We start from the raw sequence: 22,310 nt of genomic DNA, 5'->3' as shown, positions 1-22,310 counted from the left end.
TTTATAAGCTTTATCCCTCCCCCTTTTTTGCCTCACCCACTACTTTACCTACGTTCACCTTACTGAAATCTTCCAAACCAACGAGGTGAACATGTCACATTACATCGAATTTGACCGTGAGGTCGTATCTACGTCTATGGCAAGTATGAGCGAATCGGTTATTGCTTCTCTTACAGTTAATGAGGGCTTTCAATCGCACATTAGCAATATGGATCTGCACTTCGCCCTGCAAAATGGGGGTGATAACAACGTAATCTGTTCGGTGTCGAATGCTGTTCGTCGTCACTGGGCGTTAACAACAGTGAGCAAGAACCCAAAAGGCCTGCTTGTATCGTCAGTGAATCAGACTCTGGGGCATTGCGTGTCCGGAGCGCTCCGTGTTCGTGGCAAAAGAATTAAGGCGTCTTCTTATGTTGGCTTGTGGGAGAAAGCGGTAAGAGACAGCAAGTGCGTTCATCCGTGGACAGCGGCCAATGCTCTTTACAACGTCGAGATAACCAAGTCGGGGATAGATGTATTAAAGGATTTTGCCTTTGGGGAGCTGTGTCTTGATTGGATGCGCAGATTCGATTGCTTTGTGCCTACCTCAGACCGTTTTGTCATTGGGACGCCCCGCTCACAAGTCGAAGCAGTGGCAATCTTTGCCGTCATATACACACTGTCAGATAGTTGGGAGCAAAGCATTGATTTTTCTGTTTCTACGATAGCAGCGACCTCGCTTGCCAATACGCATGGGATACCCAAACTTACACACCTAAAGGTAATGGATTAAGAAAATCTAACCGCCACACCTCAGCACTTACGCTGGGGTTTCCCCTCTTTGAATTCAAATATTTTTAACCGCTCCCGCGTGCGCGTTCAAATAGTTTTAACGCCCCTTTTTTGCCGTTTCTCGTCACCCCTGCACATTAAATCCATACCAACCAAGGGGAAAACGAGAGATGAAAAACTTAGATATGTTCGACATTTGCGGTGAAAACAAGTTAAGCGACTTTGCAGTTGAAGCCCGCGCCAGTCTTGTAGTTGACTACGCGAAGAACCGAAAAGCAATCTATGTATGCTCACACTCAGGCGGTAAAGACTCACAAGCGCAATACATCGAAATGTGCAAAATCATCCCACATGACCAAATCATAGTGGTTCACGTTCACTTGGGCGAATACGAGCATGACGGTGTTATCGAGCATTTCAAAGCAACCATCAATCACGAGCTGGTGGTACTTGAGCCAATGCATACACTGGGCGATGCAATCCTACTTCGCGGCATGTTCCCAAGCGCCAAGATGCGTTGGTGCACTAGTGGCCTTAAAACAGCCACCATCAACAAATACATTCGCAGAATGATGGATGAAAACGGCTACACAGTCGGTTTCAATTGCGTTGGTATTCGTGCAGAAGAGTCGCCAGGTCGCGCATTAAAAACACCTTTGGTTATCAACAACAATTTAAACGCCCCCACCAAGAACCGTGAAGTTTACGATTGGTATCCGGTATACGCTCACAGCACAGATGAAGTGTTCGATACGATAGAAGCAGCAGGTCAAGCCCCACACCCAATGTACGGCAACCGTGGAGACAAGAACACACGCCTTAGTTGCGCCCTGTGCATACTCTCAAACAAGAACGACTTAACCAATGGTGCAATCGCTAAACCTGAACTTTATCACCACTACATTGCCTTAGAGCGCGTCATTGACCACACCATGTTTGTACGTCAGAAAAACAAGCAACCTGTGCCTGTATCAATCTCTGAAAAGGTTGGAATTGAATTCGATGAACTGGAAGTGCAGCGCCTAATTCCGGAGTTAACCAAAAGACGTGAAGAATTACTGGCAGAGAAAGCCGCCAAGGAAGCCGCTAAAGAAGCTGCCAAGGCAGAGAAGAACAAAGCAAAACGCACTAAGAAGACACACCGTAAACGCGACATGGACACCATTGACTTGTTCACCGGAGAAACAGAGAGGGAAGTGGCTTAACGGCCACCTCCGTTCCCCCCCCTTTATTTGTAATACCGCCCCACCCAGACACATTGACCCCATACCAGCGAACCCGCTTTCACAAACCCATTAAGGAACTGATATGAGCTACTTAGCCCCAAGTCAACGCACCACCCAAACCAAACCGAATGCCGCGCCTACTCATTGCGCCGGTTGTCACTTCTCTTTTGAGTCTTACGGCATGAAACCAGCGGACGGTTACACCCAAGGCGGCAAGACTTATTGCAATAGCGATTGCCAGCAGCAAGCGGAGGTTGCCGAAATCGAGCAGGGTGTTATGGATATGCTCGCTTCGGACGACTGGTAAACACTCAGTCACTTTTAGCGGGGGTGAGCATTCAAGCGCCCCCTAATCGAATCAAACTCAATACAAGGAGCAGTCATGTTAGAAGCAATGCATTATCTAACTTGTCTTTCATATCGCCCATCGCAAAACCTGATGCTTTGCATCGACCAGTTTGGCAATGAAATTGTTTTGGCCAAAGAGGGTGAGCCCGCATTCGCAGAGTGGGGCGCATACAACTACATCCAACAAGATAAGACTGAATTAACCACACCATTGAATATTGCTTGGGAGATTGCAGAGTTGCCACTGAGCTACAAAGGCGAGTTGACTGTCGGCCAATCCAGTTTTTAACCAACGATTGTAAATACAATCTAACCCCAACCCTAAAATTTGCCGCTCGCTGGTGGCTTGACACGTTAGCCCTGCAATCAACCAAGAGGGCTACGCCATGTCTATTTCACTTGCTTCACAATCAACAGTTCTTAACATCGCTACATGGATACGTGAAAACACCACTATCCTTAGCACGCTAACAGCAACCGATATCGCCAAAGGGATCTATTGGCAGAATGCAGAGTCATATGCGGCCAGATACAACGAATCAGCCCAGGCATGGAATGACACCACTCAAGTAACGGAAACCCTAACCAGAACTAAAGCATATTCAGAGCTTCGCTATATTCTTATTAGTAACTGCTACGAAGGTGACACCCAAGAAGAGATAAACAACTTTGCACTTTGCCTACGACTACTAAACGCAATCCTTGCTAACCCAGTTGATATCGATTATTACGATACCGTCATAGGTAAATTCGTTACGGTAAAGAATACCTACTCAAACGCTTACTATGACGCTTACATACTAGAGGTAGACCATACTGGCCTAAGCCCTAAATATACGCTTGGTGCTTTTGATATCTTCAATGACAAATGGTTATTCACTACCCGTAGTGAGAGAGACATCACCATCAACGATTGCCGCCCTCAACTTTCAAATACTCAGGCAGTAAACTTTAAGGCGTTCATCCAAGAACAATTGGACGCTGAAAAACAAGCTAACCGTGATAGAGCAAAAGCAGAGCAAGACGCTCACAACGAATACATAAAACACATAGAGCAATACATGCCTAAAAACACAAAGGCCGTTATCGTTGCTCAAAACGTCACTAACACTTCAAATTCACTAGAGGACTATCACGGCTCTACCACCAATCAAACAATCATCCTTGCTTGGTCTACACACACTAGAAACCTATTCCCTGAAATGCGTAAAGCTGCCGCGTTACATGAAGACACAAAACACCTTGCCACTTTACCTAAAGACTGCGAACACAAACGCTCTTACAGCTCTCTTAACGCATACCTAAAAGAAACATCAAATGAGTTTGCTGACGGTTGGTTGGTACACAAAGTTAACCTATTCGACAAAGGTGCTTCTTGGGTTCCTCAAGGGGTGCTTGCTGAACACCTGACCAATCCGCAGTCTACAAAAAAAATTACTCTGCAAGAAAAGGACCTAGCTAAACCCAAGGATAATTCAAAGGCTAATGGGGGCGAACCTCAAAATGTCGCGCTACGCTTTAATGACGCTAAACATGGTATCGAGCTTGTTTTTAGTGAAAAGCCCTCTGAGAGCGTTTTAGGTTTGCTGAGAGCTTCTAGTTTTCGTTACCACAAGAGAAATAACCTTTGGTACGCCAAACATACCGAATGTAATTTGGCTGACGCAAATCAGATCATGATTGAGTCAGGCAGCGCAGCAGTTGAGCGTTTAGGCCAATTAGAGCCAGTAACCAAGGAGAGGGCAGAGCCCCAAATCTTATCAATGCGTGAATTGCTGTTTGGAGTGTCGTAGCCACTTTGTTGCACGACCTCAAAATCAAGGCACGTTAACTCAAAACACACATGGAGATTTTATATGCAAATCGTGACAGGCGTTCCAAGTTTCATCAAGACCATCAATACCCAAATTGTTAATGCTGGTGGTCCAGGCTTTAACTGTTCCGTTCGCACCGAAAGCGGCTCGTATTTCTTTAAAAGCGAGCAGGGAGAAGTAGACTTGCGCATACCATCACTTATCAAGGTTGCATCGCGTACCACTTCATTCGGTGTAAGCGAATACCTAACGTACAACCAAGAAAAGTCTCTTCTGACAATTTACTCGGTTTGCGATGACTCCATCGAATCATCTGACAAGTGCAGCTTGATAAACCCCAGTGCTGAAAGACTCACTAAGCTCTGTCACACACTTGGCTTTTCACTGCTTAGTATTTCACATGAGACTATCAAATGGCTGTTCGATACCTAGAGGCGGGGAGAGGCCCGTAATATTTTTTAAGCCCGTGAGCGGCTTTTAGCGGCCTCAAATATCACTTAAATCATCAGGCCACCCCATACCCCTTTTCGCTATCGCTCCTCGCGGGATATGTGCCACCCTTCAATTGCAGTAAAAAAATACACCCGTTTCGCTCCTTAAAATTTTACTCCCTACGTTACTGCTTAAGCAGTAACGCTTTTATAAATACGTTACTGCTAGTTAGCCTTAACAGTCTTTTGTCTGTTTTTAGTCACTTATCTTCACTGCTCTACGTGAGGGGAATGCGACAATTTTAACTAAGCGAAAATGTCTTAAAGTTAATGTTGTCGAGGGATTTACGGTGTTTCATCTAAAATGGATTTCAAGTTTTTTGTGAGTAAATAAAAGAATTGATTTAGATTCTTCCTGCTTTATTCGCCACCTGTTTTTGTATGCTTTTAGCTCTAAAAGTCTACTCCCTACGTTACTGCTTAAGCGTTAACAGATTTCCACTACGTTACTGCTTAAGCAGTAACGTCTTGAATACTAGAAATTAAGTGATTAAATTTCGGTTGGTGAAGGTCTGGATGATCACTGCCAAATGTAGCAGTTGCTTGCCAATTACAGCAGTTATGCGTTTTTTTCGGCCGAAACCCTATTTTTTGCAGCGTTTTCTATAGATGATAAATTCTGTCGGTCATTGTTGGAAAATATAGAGGATAATTATGGGGCAATTCGAAGTACACAAACTAGGTCAGTGTCCTTTCGTTCGTCAAGAGATTGAAGGCTTAGTGAAATACGCCTTGGAATGTAGTGTTGGCGAGGGAGGGTGTGATCTGGATAAACAGCTAGTAATATTGCAGATTCGGCGTTCAACTGCGATTTACAAGCAATTAGCTGCGAGAATGTTTACTGGTAGCCAAGGCGAGTAAGTTCATCGTTCGACTTTGGCCTGTTGATCTGACTATATCTAGTTGAGTGGACTATATTTGTGTTTCTTGGATCAAGAACACTGTATACAATTACAGTGTGTTGAAATTTATCCCTATCAAAGCGTCTGCGGGTATTATTGGTTTTGAGTCACCTGCGGCAGAATACACACAGCTTAACCTAGATTTAGATCAGCTACTTATTGACCACCCCTCTGGGACCTATATTGGTGTTGCTCAAGGGGAGTCAATGAAAGGTGATGGTATATTCTCAGGTGACCTTTTAATTGTAGATCGCGCTCAAGAAATTAAAGACCAAGACATTGTGGTAGCAAATCTCAATGGAGTATTCGTGTGCAAAAAAATCGATAAAGTACAGCGTTGTTTGCTGTCTTCCAGTAAGGGTTTTCCCCCGTATTTTTTGCAAGAAGGTGACGACTTTCAGATAGAGGGAGTGGTGACGCGCTCTATTCGCTTACATCGACCCTTTAAGAAGCAACTCTGATGTTCGCATTGTGGCTATCTAGGCTACGAGAAAACGCAAGCCATACTCATTGGTTGCTGGGCACATGCACGCCGTAAGTTCATGGAAGCCAAAAAAGGCGCAGGTAAGAAAGGCAGTGGCAAAGCGGATTGGGCACTCAATCACATCCAAAAACTCTACCGCTTAGAAACCCAGCTAAAAGATAAAACGGTAGAGGTGCGATATATTACAAGACAAGAAAAAAGTGTGCCGTTGCTAAGCCAGCTTCATATGTGGCTAATGAAATCGGCTCAACAAGTGTTACCCAAAACCAAGTTGGGCGAAGCGATACAATACTGCTTAAACCAATGGAAAAAGCCGGAACGCTATACACTCGACGGGTTATTGCGTATCGATAATAATCGCGCTGAGCGCGGGATAAAGCCGTTCGTCATAGGTAGGAAAAACTGGCTGTTTAGCCAAACGGCCACAGGCGCAAACGCCAGCGCTGTTCTCTACAGCATCATCGAAACAGCTAAAGCCAACGACCTGAACGTATTCGAGTATGTGATGACTTGCCTTGATGAACTCAGCCAGCCCGATGTCAATATCGAGCAACTGCTACCATGGCAGTTTGCTAAACGCTAGGTGGAATTATCGGACGCTTACTTTTCAATTGCTACTTTTGCGGTTGAATTCAAGGGTGGTAGGTGCTCGTTTTCATTCCAATCCTCAGCCTTTTCTCGGCTACTGCCCAGTTCTGGACGAGGTCGATGATGTGGGTGCGTTGTTCGGTTTTATTCACGATATTTCCCTCTTTGACAATCCTTAAAGTTTAGCTTTAAAGAACGATTGTGAAAATTAGCGTGTAGGTTAATTATCGACGCAAATAACTTTTAAGGGAACAGCAGCCCCGTTTTCTTTACTTCCAGTTGAGGCAAAATAGCTTGATGAGGAGATGAACAAAATTGCAGCTATGAATATTCCCCAAATACATTTTTTAATGAAAGTAGAGTTTGTTGATGCCTTTCCTAAGAGGCTCGTTAATTCTTTCCTAGTATTATTTGCCTGCGACCTTACCTCAGCTTTTTCATTTAACGTATTGTATCGCTGGAAATCGGCTTCTACTTGCCTATCAATATGATCAATTGTCGCTTCATGCACGATTAGAGAGCGATGAACGATTATCGTTGTAATCAACATGCCTATAGCGACAGCTATACCATCAATAACTTGGTCAATTCTCATTATTGCACCGATAGCAATCAAAGCACCGGGAATAGTTAAGGCTTTATTTTGAGCGCTCGAAACAATTTCATTTATCTTCGAAGTATATTTTAAATCTTGGTCATTAATTTCTTGTAGCACCTTATTAACGCTAAAGCGTTTTACAAAAAGTTCATGATGAGCTTCATATTTTCTCAGTAGCTCGACGGCTGATCTCAGAACAGTTTGGAAAATTGCAGATTGCTCAGTACACCCACTTATAAGCTCACTGAAAGCTGAACGAAGTACATTTTTTCGCTCAGTATCTTGACTATCTCCGACGTTAATAACTTTATCTAATTTTTCTATAGCAACTAGCGACGCCTCGACATTTTCTAATATGCCTAATGTTTCCCACGATACGACAGGTTTAAATTCATGTTTTACAACGCTGGTTTCAGTTTCTATTACATAGACAAGTTTGCGTGATCCTTTTGTCGGGCCAGAAGGTGGCTCACAATGATCTGACAATTGGGCTAACAACTTTCTGGTTTTGCACAATAGATCAAGTCGCTTGATATTTTGCTCATCATCAAAACTTGAAGATCTTGCTGAGACTACATAGAAAAACTCAGGCAATAATGATTTTGCTTTAACATCAGCAAAAAGCGTTTCCCAATTACTAAAAATTGGACATTGCCTTTCCCAATTAGTGGCGTTTAAAGAAATTGTCAGAAGGCCATTTTTGATAGTTCTAACTGGATCAATATTGTAGCCAATGCCCTGTAGCATCAATGCTAATTGCGCTTTATCCGCATTTTCATCAATCGTGATACGAGCCTGATCATCTACAAAAATTGCAGATTCACTACTTAGCAGCGAAAAAAATTCTTCGAAACTAGTCTTGGTTTTCATTGTTTTGTGCTTCAATCAATCTTTCAAACTCTCTTTGTTGATTGTGATCTGTTATCAATAGGGTAAGCCTACCATCCTCATATTCGACAGGTTTCCCTGAACCAGAGGCTCCCACTTTTTTGCGAACTACTTTTCCTGAAAAACTTTTATCCGTGGCAACGATATCAACATACTGGCCTGCTTTAACGCTATTTTTTGTAGGTTCGATATGATGATTAACTTTATATCCCCCAGTATTCACGAAATTGGCGAATGTGCCTTTAAGATGAGAACCTTCAGGGAGATGAGATTCAATAGCATCATATAAGTCTGTAACCGCAATAGGTTTTTTTCGTTTCTCTGCTCTCTCAATTAGTAATTCGAAATCTACTTTTGCATTTTCATAGAATGCGCTACCAATGTTATGTTTCTCATCAAAATCACTGAGTGCTACCCTTAACTGATCGACTGAAAGAACATTGTCTGTATTTCTCTCATCACAGCCAAAAGCACTCTTAAAAAAGCTGGCTGATGAATTTCCTTTAATGAATTGTAGATAGGTGTCTTCTTTTGGTATTTCTGGGTAGATAAGCTCGAACAAGGTTAAGTCATATAATGCTGCTTGTCTTAGTGCATCTAGATTTAAATGTGGGGTATTTTTAGGCACTAAACTTACCTCATCAAAATCAAAGCCATCCTTTTTATCTACAAGGATGGCAAGTAACCGACCAAGGTCATCGTTTTCATGCGACTTATAATGCATAAATAGGATACTTCCACCTGTCAACTTGTGTGCACCTGATTCCCTTGCAGCAATGACCAACTGTTGCATCATACTGCTCACCAATCCAGAGAAGTCTAATTTATTCTCGACATACCTTTTCAGCGTTGAAGGCAGTGACTTAATCGAGTTATTTTCACGCAAGTAACTATGAAACTTATTCTTTGCAGCGAATTTTTGCTCAACCTGAGATATTAATTTATAACAAACGTCATCATTTTGAGGCCACAGCTCGCCAATTTTCGATTCAATTTCTGGACTACCGCGTTCAGTTATCAATTGCACTGTCTTCGCTGCTACCGCAACAAGCTCAGGTCTAATGACGTCATGTAACTCCGCACACTTTGGACAATCATTTAACTTCTCATCGAATGAATGTCCGCATTCAACACATTCCAGCATATCAACTCACTTTCTTCTTGTTTTGATAGTTAACACACTGTCTTTATATACAGTATGCTCGGTAATTCAATTTTTGCAAATATTTGTGTCATTTAGAACTTGGCAAGGCAGGGAATTCAAAATCAAAAAGCCGCATAACTGCACCAAAAATCTCTATTAAAAATTCCTTTTCCAACTACACGCCGAATGGCTTAATGTTACTACGTCGAGTTCAAATTTTGATCACTATTCAATTAACCGCCGCTCCCTCGCAAGCTCTAGTAAATCTGTTGCTCTCTTTACGATATCTGAAAACTTTTTGGAAATTGAAGTAGAGCCAACTGCAAACTCCCAGTGTGCTGATGACCCCATAGCTCTAGGCATACTACGTGGATCTTTTGCTAAAAATCGTCTTCTAATTAAGTCGTCCGACAGAATGAAACAACTTTCTAAATCAAATCCCTTATGTTGAAAGTAGTCTGATGTAAGGGGGTTAACTGCCAATCTTTCACAAAACAATGATTCGTCATCTGCGAAGCAATGACGTTTCAAATCTTTTGGCATTTGCATAAATGCTAAAAATAAATCCAATAACTGTCTATCAATCTTGTGTAGGCCAAATGGAAATATTTTTTCTTCATCTACGGATAGCAAACAATTGTCAGAATTTTCCGCATAAAGTATTGCGGTAGAAGCTATAGCCAAGTCGCATGATGTACTCATTGCGGACTCAGCATATTCAGATAGCACTTCTTCGCATTCAGATGTATGGATGAGCTTTGAAAAATTGTCTATCTGCTGAGGTGTTAATCTTTCAAATTGAAAATTAAGGTATCGAAGAAACTTCTTGATCCTTGACAGTCTTCGTTTTTGTATTGAGTTCGAAATGAAGTCTAATGAATCCAGTCCGAGGTCAGCAACAGGTACTCCCTTCGCACAAATTTTAATAAGTTGCTTTATATCGTCTTTATCCATGACTACTACTCTGATATTTCCAACAAATTAATTTACTAAAGTTGACTCTACACTACTAACCCACTTTGGCGACAAAATCCCCGCTGGGTGCGCGGGGGGAATGCGAGGTAAAGTAAGGTTAAACTGCCCAGAATTTAACCTCTTTCGGCATTATACAAATTTAACACTAATCATCGTATAAGCCTAATTCCTTATATTCTAGTTTCTTCTGTGCAAATTCGGATGAATCCTCTAAGAAATCCAAATATGAAACTTCTGTTATAAAGTCCCAACTTTCGCGTAAACAGCAATTCTCTATTCCAATTAGAGACTGAAATAACAACCCGTCATTAGAGTCTGCAATTGCAGCATTTGCAATATACTTTAAACTTGGACAAGCTCTTTGGTTAAAACTTTTACTTAAAGCCCACGCTATAGGCTTCTTGTCTTTAGTATCATCCTTCGTCAATTTACTAAGCCCATCTACAAGTTCAGATACTTGAGACTCGCTTAAAACTATGTTTCGAAATCTTTCTTCTAGCAATGGATTATTTCGTAACGAAACACCATTTTTCATAGTATTAATCTCAAGAACATAGCCTACTTGTCTAACACCGTAATCAAATTCATTATTGCTCATTAAGAGAGACATTAATTCTAGAAAAATCATTGTATTAAATTTACTCCTGACAAATTCTCAAGGTCCACTCGATACAAGCGCCTTCTGAAGATAAATTCACTTCGCATTACGTTACCTGTTCCGGCTACACCCGTCTTAAGACTTTTGATTTTCTTGCTCATATTGATAATTGCAGACCTCAAACTTCTATTCCACTCCTTGTTACTATTCTTTGTTCCATGATATAGGTGCTCAAGTCCAGTCCAAGCCTCAGATTTAGTGACTGATGCTCCTCGTATGATAGCAATAGAATCGAGGTTTTCATCACCAGTTTGTATTTGTAGTCTAATTGAGTATTGGCCCGCCCTATTGTTGGCGCTCAGCGCTCCTGTATTGTCAGCTTCGGCATTTACATCATCAGACCTTTTAGAAAAGGAAAGTGTTGATTTTTTTGAATCTTCAAAACCGGGATGAATGTGGCCACTATCAGCTTCTCCTTCTTCTGGACTTCCTAAAGCCCCACCTACACCAAGTGCGGATGTTCCAACTGATGGCATAACACACATCGGTGCACACGCGGTCTCACTGCCATTGAGTTCTACATCTTGCTTTCTATTCGCTTGTGGATCTGATCTAGCTACCTGATTCTGTGAATTTATATCATTAGGCTTCCCAACACTTGCAATTGAGTTTGATACTGCTGTTTGCCCCTTGCTCGCACCGTTGTTCGTTATATGTACATTACCTTTGCTGTCTTTGCCAACGTAACCAACGGTTTTACCATCAGAGTTGGTGATAGCTTGCGTTTTTCCTTCTTCAAGACCACCAGCACAATCCTTCATCGTATCAGTAGTTGAGCAATAACCTGTAGGGTCTGTACCTGACAAGGGGTTATTCATAATATACGAATAGGGATTTAAGCTTTGACTATTTGTAGGAGCTTGAACCAACGGATCAACACTCAAAAACCGCCCAAGGTTATAATCATACACCCGCCCGTTCATATGAATGAGTTCATGTTCGTCTAAATGTTCATGATCTGTAAACCCGCGCTTGCTCACCTCACTATCGGAACCAAAGCTAGAAATACGAGCTGATAGTAGAGACTCGCTAGATATTCCTCTGGGTTTTCCAAACGGATCAAAGCGCCTTCGTTCAGTTACTTGACCGTTATGATCAGTTAAGGTGGTTGCACTTCCCAAGCGGTCACGATGCAAGAATCGGATTTCCGAACTCTGTGAGGTATTTTGCATAGGGTCACCCGCTTTATACTTGATAACGGCCACATCACTAATATAAATACGCCAATCTTTACCTTCTAGTTCTGACAACTTATCAATGTAATATATTGAATCATTATCTGATTCTTGCTTATAACGCAGTCGATCACTACCATACGCAAAATTACTAGTCTTGCCATTTTTTGCGATTATCTCAGGCTTACCATAAGCTGTATAAGTTGCTGTTAGCCCATCGCCTGAGATCATATTGCCTTTAGCGTCATATTTAAAACTAACTAAGCCATTAGGTTTAATAACACTAGTGACTGCATTAGGTCCTGCTTCTCCTTGAATATATTGGTATGCATTTTCGACGGTAGTAGAATAATCAGATTTGTATTTAAAATTACCAATAGCGTCATAACCATAACTTACTGCCTGAACAACCGAACCTGCATGCTCCGCAACGTTATTTGTTAAACGTTGTAAATTGTCATAGGTGAAACGCTCGCTGGTACCGGTAACCAGATTGCTTTGTTCTATAATGTTGCCAAATTCGTCATAATTCGTGTAATAAAGCTCATGTAATCTTTGAGAACCTGTAATTGTGGAACTGAGCATTTGAGCACTTTTCTGAGAATACAGATAATGACCCGTTAATAAACCATCAGACATAGTAGCCGAACTTATATTTCCAAAAGCATCCATATCTTCAATCGTACGGTAGATGTAGCTACTTGCAGCATTTTTCTCAGATACCAGATACCCCTGGGCATTATACTCATAGGCCAGAGTTAGACCGTTAGGGTAAACTAAGCCAATTGGCCGTCCAAAATTATCATCAAATTGATTTTCAGATATAAAGTTAGCGCCATCTAACGTAGTAGTAGTTTGAGTAACTCTAAGCGCACTATCATATTGATACGTTCGAGACATTCCTTTTTCACTTTCACTACATATTAGTCCAAATTTACGTGCGCCTGTTGCGGGTATCAAAGCGCCCCCTCAGAAAGTGTATTGAGTGGCTTTATGCAGGTTGTAAATAAAGAAGTGCTCTGTGCCATATGCGCAAGTGCACTCCAATTGCAAAGGCCCGTTCGTAATTTATCCAATCATGGTTTTGTCATCATGGCCAGTGACTTAACACAATCCGAAGTCACCCGTTTATCCCGTGAAATTGGCTTCGCTATTTTAAGTGGTGATAGCACAAGACGAGAGCGAGCAGAAACCGTTTTTGAGCAGTTGCTTGAGAGTGAAATTACCTACTCAGACTTTCAATTCCTCACTAAAGAGGAGCCACAAACTTGCGCTGAAATGGCTGTTGGCCTATCGGTGATTGGCAGTCTAGACCGCAATGAATATGCTAAATACTTCAAAGATTTAAGGTATGTGCCTAGCTTTGCAGCTTTTTCCCATATCTACGAATACTGGTTAAAAACCAGTTCATAAAGGAACTGATATGTACCATCAAACCAAAAAGACGTTTTCCGACCGGTTATTATCGTCTACAGAGACATTCTTCCAGCTTATTTCATCATATGTGCTTTCTCAAAGCCCAAAGGATTTTGTATCGCTCGATACGAATGTTAATAAACATACTTTCTTAATGGATGATTGCAGTCTTGTAAGTGCATTCAATGTGCGCGGCACAAAGAAGGCCATGAAATCTGAAGAGTATGCCGATACGGTCTTTAAACTTGAAAGCGCCATGAAAGGGTATATGGCGAATGGTGATACTAGTTTTGAATGGTCCTTTGAGTTGGATACTGATAAAACCAAAGAGGAAATTGAAGAAGTATATGGCAAAAGTGCGCGTCGAGTCGCTAACAAAATAGGCTTCCTTTCAACTGGTATCATCGATGAGCAAGTTGATGTCATGGCTCGCTTTTGTCATACCGAAACAAATTTGCTGGTGGTGCGTACTCAACTTACCTCTCTGACACGAGAAGAAATCCAGCAGCTTAAAGAGTTAACTGAAAAGCTGGGTTCAAACACTCCCAAAATGACCGATGCGCAAAATTTAGTACATGGCGCTTCATATTATCTACATAGGCACGAAGCTACCCTGTCTGCCCTTAAAGATGATTTTGATAATGCTGGTATATGGATAGATCTTGAGACCACTCACGAATATGCGTATCACCTAAGAAATTCCTATGATTCTGGCTTTACCGATCTAAGCTGGAGACCTGCTTTACAGGGAGACAAATACACGTATCGTCCCGTTGAATCTGGTGATAGTGATTACTCTGCTTTTGGCATGCCTAAACTGCAAGACCAGCTAATCCCGCGAATGGCTGAACGCTTAACTTATACGACAATGCAAATCGGTGATACGTATATTGCCCCCTTTTCTGTCAAGTATTTACCGAAAAAGCCGCTCCCTTTTGCTTCCTTTTTGCGAAGCATTAAAAAAGAGAATATACCCTTTAGGCTTACCTATGCTTTCAATAAGCATTCCAGTAATTCACTAATGTGGAAGGTCGGATTAGCGAGCTTACTTTCCCTTATCAAGCATAGGGATAACAAGGAAATCTCTAGCGCATATGATAATTTAAGCGCCGTTCAGGATGCGGGGGGAGATTTTGTCGACCTGCGAATTCATGTTTCAACTTGGTCCCGCCAGTCTGAGCAAGATGCTAAAAAACAAAGAGAGATTATCGTTAAGCGTCTTCAAAGTTGGGGGGGGATAGAATGCGAAAGCGTTGAGGGCGATCCTGTAGAAACGTTCATGAGTTCCATACCAGGATTGACTCGCGGAAAAACTGCTAGCCAACTTCCCTTTGAATTGAATGAAACCATGCAACTTATGCCCATCTCTAGACCGTCATCTATTTGGGATACCGGCTCTAGAATATTACGGACTGCAGAAGGTAAACTATTCCCCACTCAGCCTTTTTCGAAACAAATGGATTATTGGCTAAAAGTGATATTAGGGCCAATGGGGTTCGGTAAATCTGCCGAGTTGGCATGTGATAACTTCTCTTTACTGTTGCATCCCGACTTTAATGAACTTGCTTATATCCGCCAGATAGATGTGGGTACAACTTCGCGGGGCTTTATCATGTTGGTGCGCTCTCTGCTCCCTGAAAATCAAGCCTATCTTGCGCAGTACCACCGTTTACAAAATACCAAAGAATTTCAAAAAAACATTCTTGATACCTTACCTACTCTCAGACTTCCAACATCCGCGCAATTGGGCTCTATACGGGATATGTTAGTCACTCTCGCACTTCCTGATGATAGCGAGCACCCTTATGAAGGTACTTACCAAGTCATTAGTTCGTTAATTAAGCTGGCTTATACGCTCACATCTGATAGGGCTACAGCATTAGTTTACCGACCTGGTTTAATTAAAGATGTGGATGATGAATTAGCTCGCCTCGACTTCACACCGATCCGAAATAAAGTGTTCTGGTGGGACGTTGCAGATTTTCTTTATATTAATAACAGCCCACATCAAATGTTAGCTCAGCAGCAAGCCGTTCCGGATATCCCTTACTTGGTTGGCTTGACTTCTAATGAGCGTTTAACCAATGAATTCGAAGGTCTAACGACTCCAATGGGTGAGCCAATACTAATTTTTATTGCCCGCAAGCTCTCTGGTGCCATGGACGATTATCCCATCCTATCTGGTAGAACAAGGTGGAATTTACAGGGCGCTAAAATTATTAGTCTTGATTTAGATGATGTGACTCGCGGGAAAGGACCTGCCGCCAATAAACAAAATACTATCTTCTATACCTTAGCGACAAACATACTAACGAGTGACTTCTTTTTGTACGAAGAGCAGTTGCCTGAATTACCAGAAAAACACGGCCTATACGACATTAATAGCCGCGGTATTTATTCAAAAGAAATACAGCGACTAAAGCGCCTGGCTAAGCGCTTTTGTGTTGATGAAGTGCACCGAGGGGGAGGAATAACTACTTTTGAATCGATGCTTGAAACGACCACTTTAGAGGGCCGTAAAGGTGGTATCGATATAGTTTTGGCCACACAACTTGTTAAAGCTATACCTGATTCAATAGTCAAGTTAGCTAACGCGGTTAGTATTCTCGGCTCTGGTAGTCCAGCAAACGTTAAGGACTGCGTTGAGAAGTTCCAGCTAGAGCCATCATTACAAACCATTCTGGAAAATGAAATGCGTTCCCCTAGCGCTTCTGGCGCAACCTCTTTGAATATTTTCAGAACGAAACGTGGGACTGTTCAACATAAATTGATATCAACAGTCGGACCCGGGTTTCTTTGGAGAATTAATTCCATCCAAGAAGATGATTACGTTAGAAGGCAGCTAGGAAAGGTATTGGGTGAAGACATAGCTAATGAAATTTTGGTTAAACGTTATCCGTCTGGAACCATTGAGGCTGAAATGGAGCGATTGCGTAAGAATCGAGGTTTAGAAAAAAATGGTGATTTTGAATCATCAATTGTTGATGAAATTGTAAATGACAATTTAAGGTACTTTAAGACACAATATACAGCGGCATAATTCCTGCCGCTTTATCTTGTAGTATTCTAACAAGGCCTGAAATTGAAAAAAGTACTAGAACCTAAAAGCTACTTCCAACACCCTAACAAGCGTTTGCATGTTTGTGTCGGCGTGTCACCGATCGTTAGGAGAACACGTAAATTGTGGCTGTTTCATTCCCCTATACCCACCAGTTCAGAAAGGTTCGCAGCTGAAACATTGGATGAAATCAAAGTGGAAGCCAAAGGCTACACATTACCATCCAACTTTGGTGTTATCGAAGAAGATGTGAAAGTAAAAGGGATCTATGTATACGATAATATATTAACTATTCGACAAGGAACTGCTGAGCAAAAGTCGACATCTAGAATCAGTTTTCAATTTGATAAATCAAGTCTAGTTTCATTTTCAAACGCGATGGAAAATGCAATGCGTTGTCTCGAGATAATCAGAACTCTAAAATCTAAATAATAAACTCACCACAGCCCCCAATATTTGTAATTTACCACCAATATCATTATGACGTGTCATAATGATATATTGGCAATCTCATCCGCCAATTTAGTTGGCAATAATATTTTATACTAATATGACACGTCATAAATAAACTCCTCTTTGCACCTTGCTAATTGGCGCCAATCTACTAGTATAGATAATTAGGATTATCTTTATTAATGACAGTATGAATACGAACATCACCATTTCACAACAAGACTTTGCGATTGACGACGCAGACAAAGAAATTGTGCTTAACAATCTTGTTGAGCTTCGCGATGATGTTTGGCAAACGATGTCAAAAAACACTCGCAAAGCGTATCAACAAGATTTCAATCAATATTTGGCGTTCTGTAGAGAAAATGGCATGCCAGCCATGGCAAGTGATTGGCGTGTTACTAAAGAAAGTTGCAAAGCGTATCTCGAATTTATGATCTCAGGCCCACTTGGCCATCATAGTATTAAGCGAAAATTAGCTTCTATCCGATTTTTTATTGGTATTTCTGAGCTCCCCGATCCGTGGAAGCATTCCAAACTTTTTACTAAGTTTGTGTCCGGGCAACTCAAGCAAAAACCCGCTGCACAGAAGCAAGCCAAACCACTTAAACTGCGCGATGTGGAAAAGCTTAATCGTACTTTAGAGCTAACCACATTATTGGGTTTACGTGACGCTGCCCTTATTAATGTGGCCCTCGATACACTCTTTCGTGCGTCTAACATCGTCGATATAGAGTTAAAGCACATCGATTGGGATGCTAAAACCATTTTTGCACCAAAATCAAAAACTGACCAATCGGGTGAAGGGTTTTACGGGTACATTTCGGATGAGACTGCAGGTTTAATTAAGCGGTGGATAGAAAAAGCTAACATATTAGAAGGTTTTTTATTCAGAAAATTATCGCCAAAACACACCGTGCAAGCCGAGCCGATGCAATACCAGGCATTACTAAAACGATACGCCGCAATTGGTATGGCGCTGGATAACAAAGGGGTATTTACGTGTCACAGTACGCGAACGGGTGGCGTATTGACGATGATGGAAGCTGGTGTTCCTATGGCAGATATTGTGCTCTCTGGCCACTGGAAATCAGAGGCTATGCCTATCCGTTACGGCCAGCAATACCAGGCAAGTAAAACAGGGATGGCTAAGGTTCGATAATATTAAAAATCATCTTAATTGACATCTGATCTTCCCCCAGTTTCGTAGACACTTAACTTGCCTGTGAATATGTATTTTCATATTCATCTGGAGATACATGACCAAGATGGCTGTGTAGTCGAGTTCGATTGTAAAACACTTCTATGTAATCAAACAAATCTGCTTTAGCTTCTCTTCGGGTTGCGTACACTTTTCGCTTTACACGTTCAGTCTTGAGCGAATGAAAAAAACTTTCTGCCACCGCATTATCTAGGCAATGACCTCTGCGACTCATACTTGGTATCAAATTATGGGCGGCTAAAAAATCTAAATAGTCACCACTGGCATATTGGCTACCTTGATCACTATGTACAATAACGTCTTTTGCTTTAGGTCTTCGCCATACCGCCATAAGTAGTGCTTTAATCACAATATCTGACGTCATTGTCTGTTGCATTGACCAGCCAATCACTTTGCGAGAGAACAAGTCCAATACGACAGCCAGATATAGCCATCCCTCATATGTCTTAATGTAAGTAATATCTGATACCCACGCGGTATCAGGCTCGCATACAACAAATTGCTGTTGTAGATGATTATCTGCGGCAATATGAGGCGTAGACGACTTAAAATAACGCCGTTTATAGCCAATATTAGCTTTAAGTTTGGCTTGCTTCATCAACTTGGCTACACGGTTTTCACCGCATGTTTCACCCAAACGACGCAGCTCATGTGTGATGCGTGGGCTGCCATAAACACCGCCACTTTGTACATAACTGGCTTGAATCTGTTTAAGCAATCGTAGGTTGGCTTTTTCTGCTTTAGATTGAGGCTCTTTCAACCAAGCGTAAAAGCCGCTGCGGTGAACATTTAACACCCTGCACATGGTGTTAACGCGATAAACATTGAGTCGTGATTTTATGAACGTGTACTTTTCTTTGACTCGCTTGCAAAGTACACGGCGGCCTCCTTTAGGATGTTGCGCTCTTCAGTTACTCGCTTTAACTCAACTTTAAGCTTGCGTATCTCTTCTTGCTCTGCGGATTGGCTGGCGGGCACTTTCGCCTTACTCACCCAGTAATAAAGTGACTTATCCGATATACCTAATCGCTTAGCAACATCAGGCACTGAATGACCTTTTTCGATTACTTGGCGCACGGCCTCTTGTTTAAATTCGTCTGGATATTTTTTATTCATAACGCTTTTTACCTTACTTCGGTTTCTAAGTAAAAAGTGTCTACAAAGTTAGGGGAAGATCAGATACTGTATGTGAACGAATTCAGTTATCGAATTATCAGCGTGATCTTCAGCTACGAAAAGTGAAACGATCTCTATGAATCACACACTTTATTTGCATCCTTCGGCATTTGGTTACAATGGTTCTGCACAATTCCGACTGTACGTTTAGCCCAGTCTATATAAGACAAACTTCCTGCTAGCGCATCCTGCCCCGCTATAACGTCACACTGAGGACGGTCCTTCAACTCTATTACTAAAACATCGTCTAAGAGCTTATCGAAGATCTTAAGAGAAGGTAACTTGTATCCTCTTAGATGCTCAACACCAATTGATGTTTCTAATGTTAAAAAGACTGTTTCGCGCTCAATTAAACTGAATCCTAAACTGTCTGCTAGAGTTTTTGATATAAACGTCTTCTCTGAGCCGGTGTCCACGCATATTTTACTGTTGATTGGGGCTTTTGAGGCTAATTCTATTCTCGCACTGATTATTAAATTCCCTAGATTCTGAAAGAAAGGTAAGACTATAACTTCTGATTTTTGAAGACCAAATTCGACTTTCTTATACGCATTTAGAAAATTCAATCCAAGTACATTTTTTCTAGATTCAAAAAATGGATGTTTCGAAAAAAAACCTTTAATTCCAAATGAGTACTCTGCATAAGATTGGTTTCCTGTCACTGACGTGACTTTTAATCTATCCCTTCCATCTACCAAATTTGTACTGTTGTATAGCGCAGCAGTATCAACTAAAAATTGCACATTCAAACCACTCAGTGTAAAAAGAAAGTTATCTCCTACATTCATTATGTTAAGACTTCTCGGTGTGTTGTCCATCCTTTCTAGCAAAGATACTTGTTCTATGAGCTTTGCCGGATTTCGTTGAACTGTATGGTTATTAACCAAAGCTATTATTTCACCGAGTGCCCTAGCAGATCTTTGATAGTTGCCAGAATTCATGTGCAATACATAATCAGAATATGCTGAGTAGTAATTTAACCAGAATGTATCTGTTCGGCATTGGATTTGAGGGAAACGCTCAATCTTTGTAGGTCTGATAGAATAGAAGTACTTTTTTTCCAAACAGTCATCTGAATTCATTAGTACCATTATGTCAGTAGTATCGATAGCTGGGCGGCCGCCTCCATACAAAAAACAACTATAAATAAGAAATATAAACAACATAATTATCGGGCTCAGCTTGAAATTATGCATAAATCCCCTTTTATAGAACTTCAGATATTATATTAATATTTTGGTTATTGTAAAAACAATTCAGAGCAATGCTTGTCCACTTTAAAGCGACTTAGATCATTTCCTGGTATTTTTTTGATGAGTGTGGTGTCAATTAAATAATCTAAATAATCTATGTGAGACTTTATAGATATATTTCTGACGTTATTGAAATCTCTTTGTAACCTTTCTCGATTACCTACCAGGTCAATAGAAATACCTCTAAGAGATTCAGCTAGGACACAATAAGAAAATGCGTAAGCTTCCGACTCTATCATTCTTTTATTTATGAATATCCCATCAAAACTTCCATTTAACGCTTGAGATACGTGCATAGTTTCATGTATTAAAACCATCAAGAGAAACAGTTCTTTATTAAGTTCAAAACTTTTAAGAGAGTCAGTATCAACATAAACAGAAAAGTGATAGAACCCATCTTTATAGACAACTTGCGATTCAAAATTGTCATTGAGTTTTGTGACTATCAGATCGATTTCAAATCGATTATTAAGTTTTTTCTTACCAACTCCATTAGCCAAAAAATTAGCCATTTTAAAATCGAGGTAGTTAGTTCTTACTAAAATGTCTTTGTTATAAAAAATTATTTTTAGCCCATCTTTTTCATCATCAAGTAGGTTAAAAGGTATAGGTTTTTTACTATTGCCTAAATTATTTAGAGAGTTAACGAAAATTCCTCTCTTTGTTTTCTCCACGGTGTAAGCACGTTTGATAAGACCATCTTCATTGAGCTGCTTGTAGTCATCATCTATACTTTGATAACTACTACAGGCAGATAACAATAATAAAATTGCAAATGGAAATGCTATTTTCAAGAGTTTAGCGAGTACTAATCTACGGTACAAAAATAGGGGTTTTCACCATCATGGCAGGTGTGATTGTAAGTTGCAGCAGCAAGACTATTTCCTTCATACTTATAATTCGTTGTTACACTACCATTGCCAAAATAATCTGTTTGCAAGTCTACATCTACCCTCATTTCGTCTGAAGTATCTTTATAGTTTGCTAACCAACTTTTCACTTGTGATGGCTGATTAAAATGCACTTCATTGCCTACTCGATTTGATGGGAAACTGTTTGATGCTAATTGAGAGCCATCTTGGTACAACGTTATCGTAATGTTTCTTGCAAGCGATGCAGAGTTTGTATTATCGAGAATCAAATAGTATTTTGCAGGATCGAAGTCACTCCACTCCTGCTGAGTAATTACAGCAGCACTTGCCATAAGTGATTGAAATGGCGAGAGCAACTGATCGACTAGATTATTGTTACCCTGATCCTGTTCGTAGATAACTGTCATGGTTCCATCTCCGACCGGAACCTGAGCAGTCATTTTACAGCCAGTGAAGCCTAAAAGAGCTAGAGGTATCAATGTGTATTTTATTAAAGAATAATAATTGTTCATAAATTTCCTTATTTCAAATTAAATTTCCATTTGCATTTCCACTGTACTCATTAAACCAAGTTCAAGTCAAATATTTTTAAAATGTACTGTTTTCTAAGATTAATTAATTTTTTCGATATCATAACTATAAATTTTCTACAAATTTTGGGGAAAATCAGTAGTCTTCTCCCTTGATTTATCTGCCATAGATAAAGAAATAATTATCTTAAAACTTAACGTAATTTTTAAACTTTCAAAGGTAGATACACTAGCACGCAGGTAACGAGGATATGCAACACAAATTCAT

Annotated in this window: 21 protein-coding genes and 1 pseudogene; 13 read left to right on the top strand and 9 right to left on the bottom strand. The window is 40.7% G+C overall.

Annotation, left to right across the window (positions count from 1 at the left end; translation table 11 throughout):
* Positions 1-91 precede the first annotated feature (91 nt).
* The 9 genes and pseudogenes from FX988_RS21435 to tnpC form a co-directional block, all read left to right on the top strand.
* Positions 92-772 (top strand): hypothetical protein, encoded by a 681-nt coding sequence (locus tag FX988_RS21435; protein WP_160182289.1) that lies wholly within the window; start codon positions 92-94, stop codon positions 770-772.
* 169 nt (positions 773-941) lie between these two features.
* Positions 942-1,976 (top strand): phosphoadenosine phosphosulfate reductase family protein, encoded by a 1,035-nt coding sequence (locus FX988_RS21430; protein WP_160182288.1) that lies wholly within the window; start codon positions 942-944, stop codon positions 1,974-1,976.
* Positions 1,977-2,079: 103 nt separating this feature from the next.
* Positions 2,080-2,304 (top strand): hypothetical protein, encoded by a 225-nt coding sequence (locus FX988_RS21425; RefSeq protein WP_160182287.1) that lies wholly within the window; start codon positions 2,080-2,082, stop codon positions 2,302-2,304.
* A gap of 75 nt (positions 2,305-2,379) precedes the next feature.
* Positions 2,380-2,634: a hypothetical protein gene (locus FX988_RS21420; RefSeq protein WP_160182286.1), complete on the top strand. Its 255-nt coding sequence runs from the start codon at positions 2,380-2,382 to the stop codon at positions 2,632-2,634.
* A 97-nt stretch (positions 2,635-2,731) separates the two neighbouring features.
* Positions 2,732-4,138 carry a hypothetical protein gene (locus FX988_RS21415; protein WP_160182285.1) on the top strand — a complete coding sequence of 469 codons (1,407 nt, stop codon included), beginning with the start codon at positions 2,732-2,734 and terminating at the stop codon, positions 4,136-4,138.
* A 63-nt stretch (positions 4,139-4,201) separates the two neighbouring features.
* Positions 4,202-4,591 carry a hypothetical protein gene (locus FX988_RS21410; RefSeq protein ID WP_160182284.1) on the top strand — a complete coding sequence of 130 codons (390 nt, stop codon included), beginning with the start codon at positions 4,202-4,204 and terminating at the stop codon, positions 4,589-4,591.
* Between the two features lie 713 nt (positions 4,592-5,304).
* Positions 5,305-5,511 (top strand): hypothetical protein, encoded by a 207-nt coding sequence (locus FX988_RS21405; protein ID WP_013755118.1) that lies wholly within the window; start codon positions 5,305-5,307, stop codon positions 5,509-5,511.
* Between the two features lie 97 nt (positions 5,512-5,608).
* Positions 5,609-6,013 (top strand): LexA family protein, encoded by a 405-nt coding sequence (locus FX988_RS21400; protein WP_041248276.1) that lies wholly within the window; start codon positions 5,609-5,611, stop codon positions 6,011-6,013.
* 12 nt (positions 6,014-6,025) lie between these two features.
* Positions 6,026-6,619: pseudogene (gene tnpC, locus FX988_RS21395) on the top strand (IS66 family transposase); the annotation flags it as partial.
* Between the two features lie 225 nt (positions 6,620-6,844).
* On the opposite strand, the gene FX988_RS21390 reads toward tnpC, so the two are convergent.
* From FX988_RS21390 to FX988_RS21370, 5 genes are all read right to left on the bottom strand, one after another.
* Positions 6,845-8,092 carry a hypothetical protein gene (locus tag FX988_RS21390; protein WP_013755120.1) on the bottom strand — a complete coding sequence of 416 codons (1,248 nt, stop codon included), beginning with the start codon at positions 8,090-8,092 and terminating at the stop codon, positions 6,845-6,847.
* Complete coding sequence (locus FX988_RS21385) at positions 8,076-9,254, bottom strand: hypothetical protein (protein ID WP_013755121.1); 1,179 nt, start codon at positions 9,252-9,254, stop codon at positions 8,076-8,078. The genes FX988_RS21390 and FX988_RS21385 overlap by 17 nt, the downstream gene beginning before the upstream one ends.
* 225 nt (positions 9,255-9,479) lie before the next feature.
* Complete coding sequence (locus FX988_RS21380) at positions 9,480-10,208, bottom strand: hypothetical protein (RefSeq protein WP_160182283.1); 729 nt, start codon at positions 10,206-10,208, stop codon at positions 9,480-9,482.
* Between the two features lie 166 nt (positions 10,209-10,374).
* The gene (locus FX988_RS21375) at positions 10,375-10,827 is read right to left on the bottom strand and encodes a hypothetical protein (RefSeq protein WP_160182282.1); all 453 of its coding nucleotides are present in this window, start codon (positions 10,825-10,827) and stop codon (positions 10,375-10,377) included.
* A 26-nt stretch (positions 10,828-10,853) separates the two neighbouring features.
* Positions 10,854-13,022, bottom strand: a complete 2,169-nt coding sequence (locus FX988_RS21370) for an RHS repeat domain-containing protein (RefSeq protein ID WP_254700805.1) — start codon at positions 13,020-13,022, stop codon at positions 10,854-10,856.
* 33 nt (positions 13,023-13,055) lie between these two features.
* Here FX988_RS21370 and FX988_RS21365 point away from each other — a divergent pair, with 33 nt between their 5' ends.
* The 4 genes from FX988_RS21365 (at position 13,056) to FX988_RS21350 (ending at position 18,151) form a co-directional block, all read left to right on the top strand.
* Positions 13,056-13,475: a hypothetical protein gene (locus FX988_RS21365; protein WP_013755159.1), complete on the top strand. Its 420-nt coding sequence runs from the start codon at positions 13,056-13,058 to the stop codon at positions 13,473-13,475.
* A 10-nt stretch (positions 13,476-13,485) separates the two neighbouring features.
* Positions 13,486-16,518, top strand: a complete 3,033-nt coding sequence (locus FX988_RS21360) for a type IV secretion protein IcmB (RefSeq protein WP_160182281.1) — start codon at positions 13,486-13,488, stop codon at positions 16,516-16,518.
* Positions 16,519-16,560: 42 nt separating this feature from the next.
* A complete protein-coding gene (locus tag FX988_RS21680; protein ID WP_201751685.1) occupies positions 16,561-16,968 on the top strand; it encodes a hypothetical protein in 408 nt (135 codons plus the stop codon).
* Between the two features lie 211 nt (positions 16,969-17,179).
* Entirely contained in the window at positions 17,180-18,151 is a 972-nt protein-coding gene (locus FX988_RS21350) for a tyrosine-type recombinase/integrase (RefSeq protein WP_160182280.1), read from the top strand.
* A 52-nt stretch (positions 18,152-18,203) separates the two neighbouring features.
* Here the strand turns inward: FX988_RS21350 and FX988_RS21345 are convergent.
* The 4 genes from FX988_RS21345 to FX988_RS21330 form a co-directional block, all read right to left on the bottom strand.
* Positions 18,204-19,327, bottom strand: a protein-coding gene (locus FX988_RS21345) for an IS3 family transposase (RefSeq protein WP_412761939.1) whose coding sequence is annotated in 2 segments (ribosomal slippage) — positions 18,204-19,099 and positions 19,099-19,327 — 1,125 coding nt in all. Because the reading frame shifts where the segments join, the coding sequence is not laid out codon by codon here.
* A 134-nt stretch (positions 19,328-19,461) separates the two neighbouring features.
* Entirely contained in the window at positions 19,462-20,469 is a 1,008-nt protein-coding gene (locus FX988_RS21340) for a retropepsin-like aspartic protease (RefSeq protein WP_254700804.1), read from the bottom strand.
* Between the two features lie 158 nt (positions 20,470-20,627).
* Positions 20,628-21,434 (bottom strand): hypothetical protein, encoded by an 807-nt coding sequence (locus FX988_RS21335; RefSeq protein ID WP_160182278.1) that lies wholly within the window; start codon positions 21,432-21,434, stop codon positions 20,628-20,630.
* Positions 21,435-21,448: 14 nt separating this feature from the next.
* On the bottom strand, positions 21,449-22,024 hold the full coding sequence (locus FX988_RS21330) for a hypothetical protein (protein ID WP_254700803.1): 576 nt from the start codon (positions 22,022-22,024) through the stop codon (positions 21,449-21,451).
* Between the last annotated feature and the right edge of the window lie 286 nt (positions 22,025-22,310).

The organism is Paraglaciecola mesophila (assembly GCF_009906955.1).
GTDB lineage: Bacteria > Pseudomonadota > Gammaproteobacteria > Enterobacterales > Alteromonadaceae > Paraglaciecola > Paraglaciecola mesophila_A.
The sequence above is the reverse complement of the archived record's forward strand: the minus strand, read 5'-3'. Positions and strand labels throughout refer to the sequence as shown.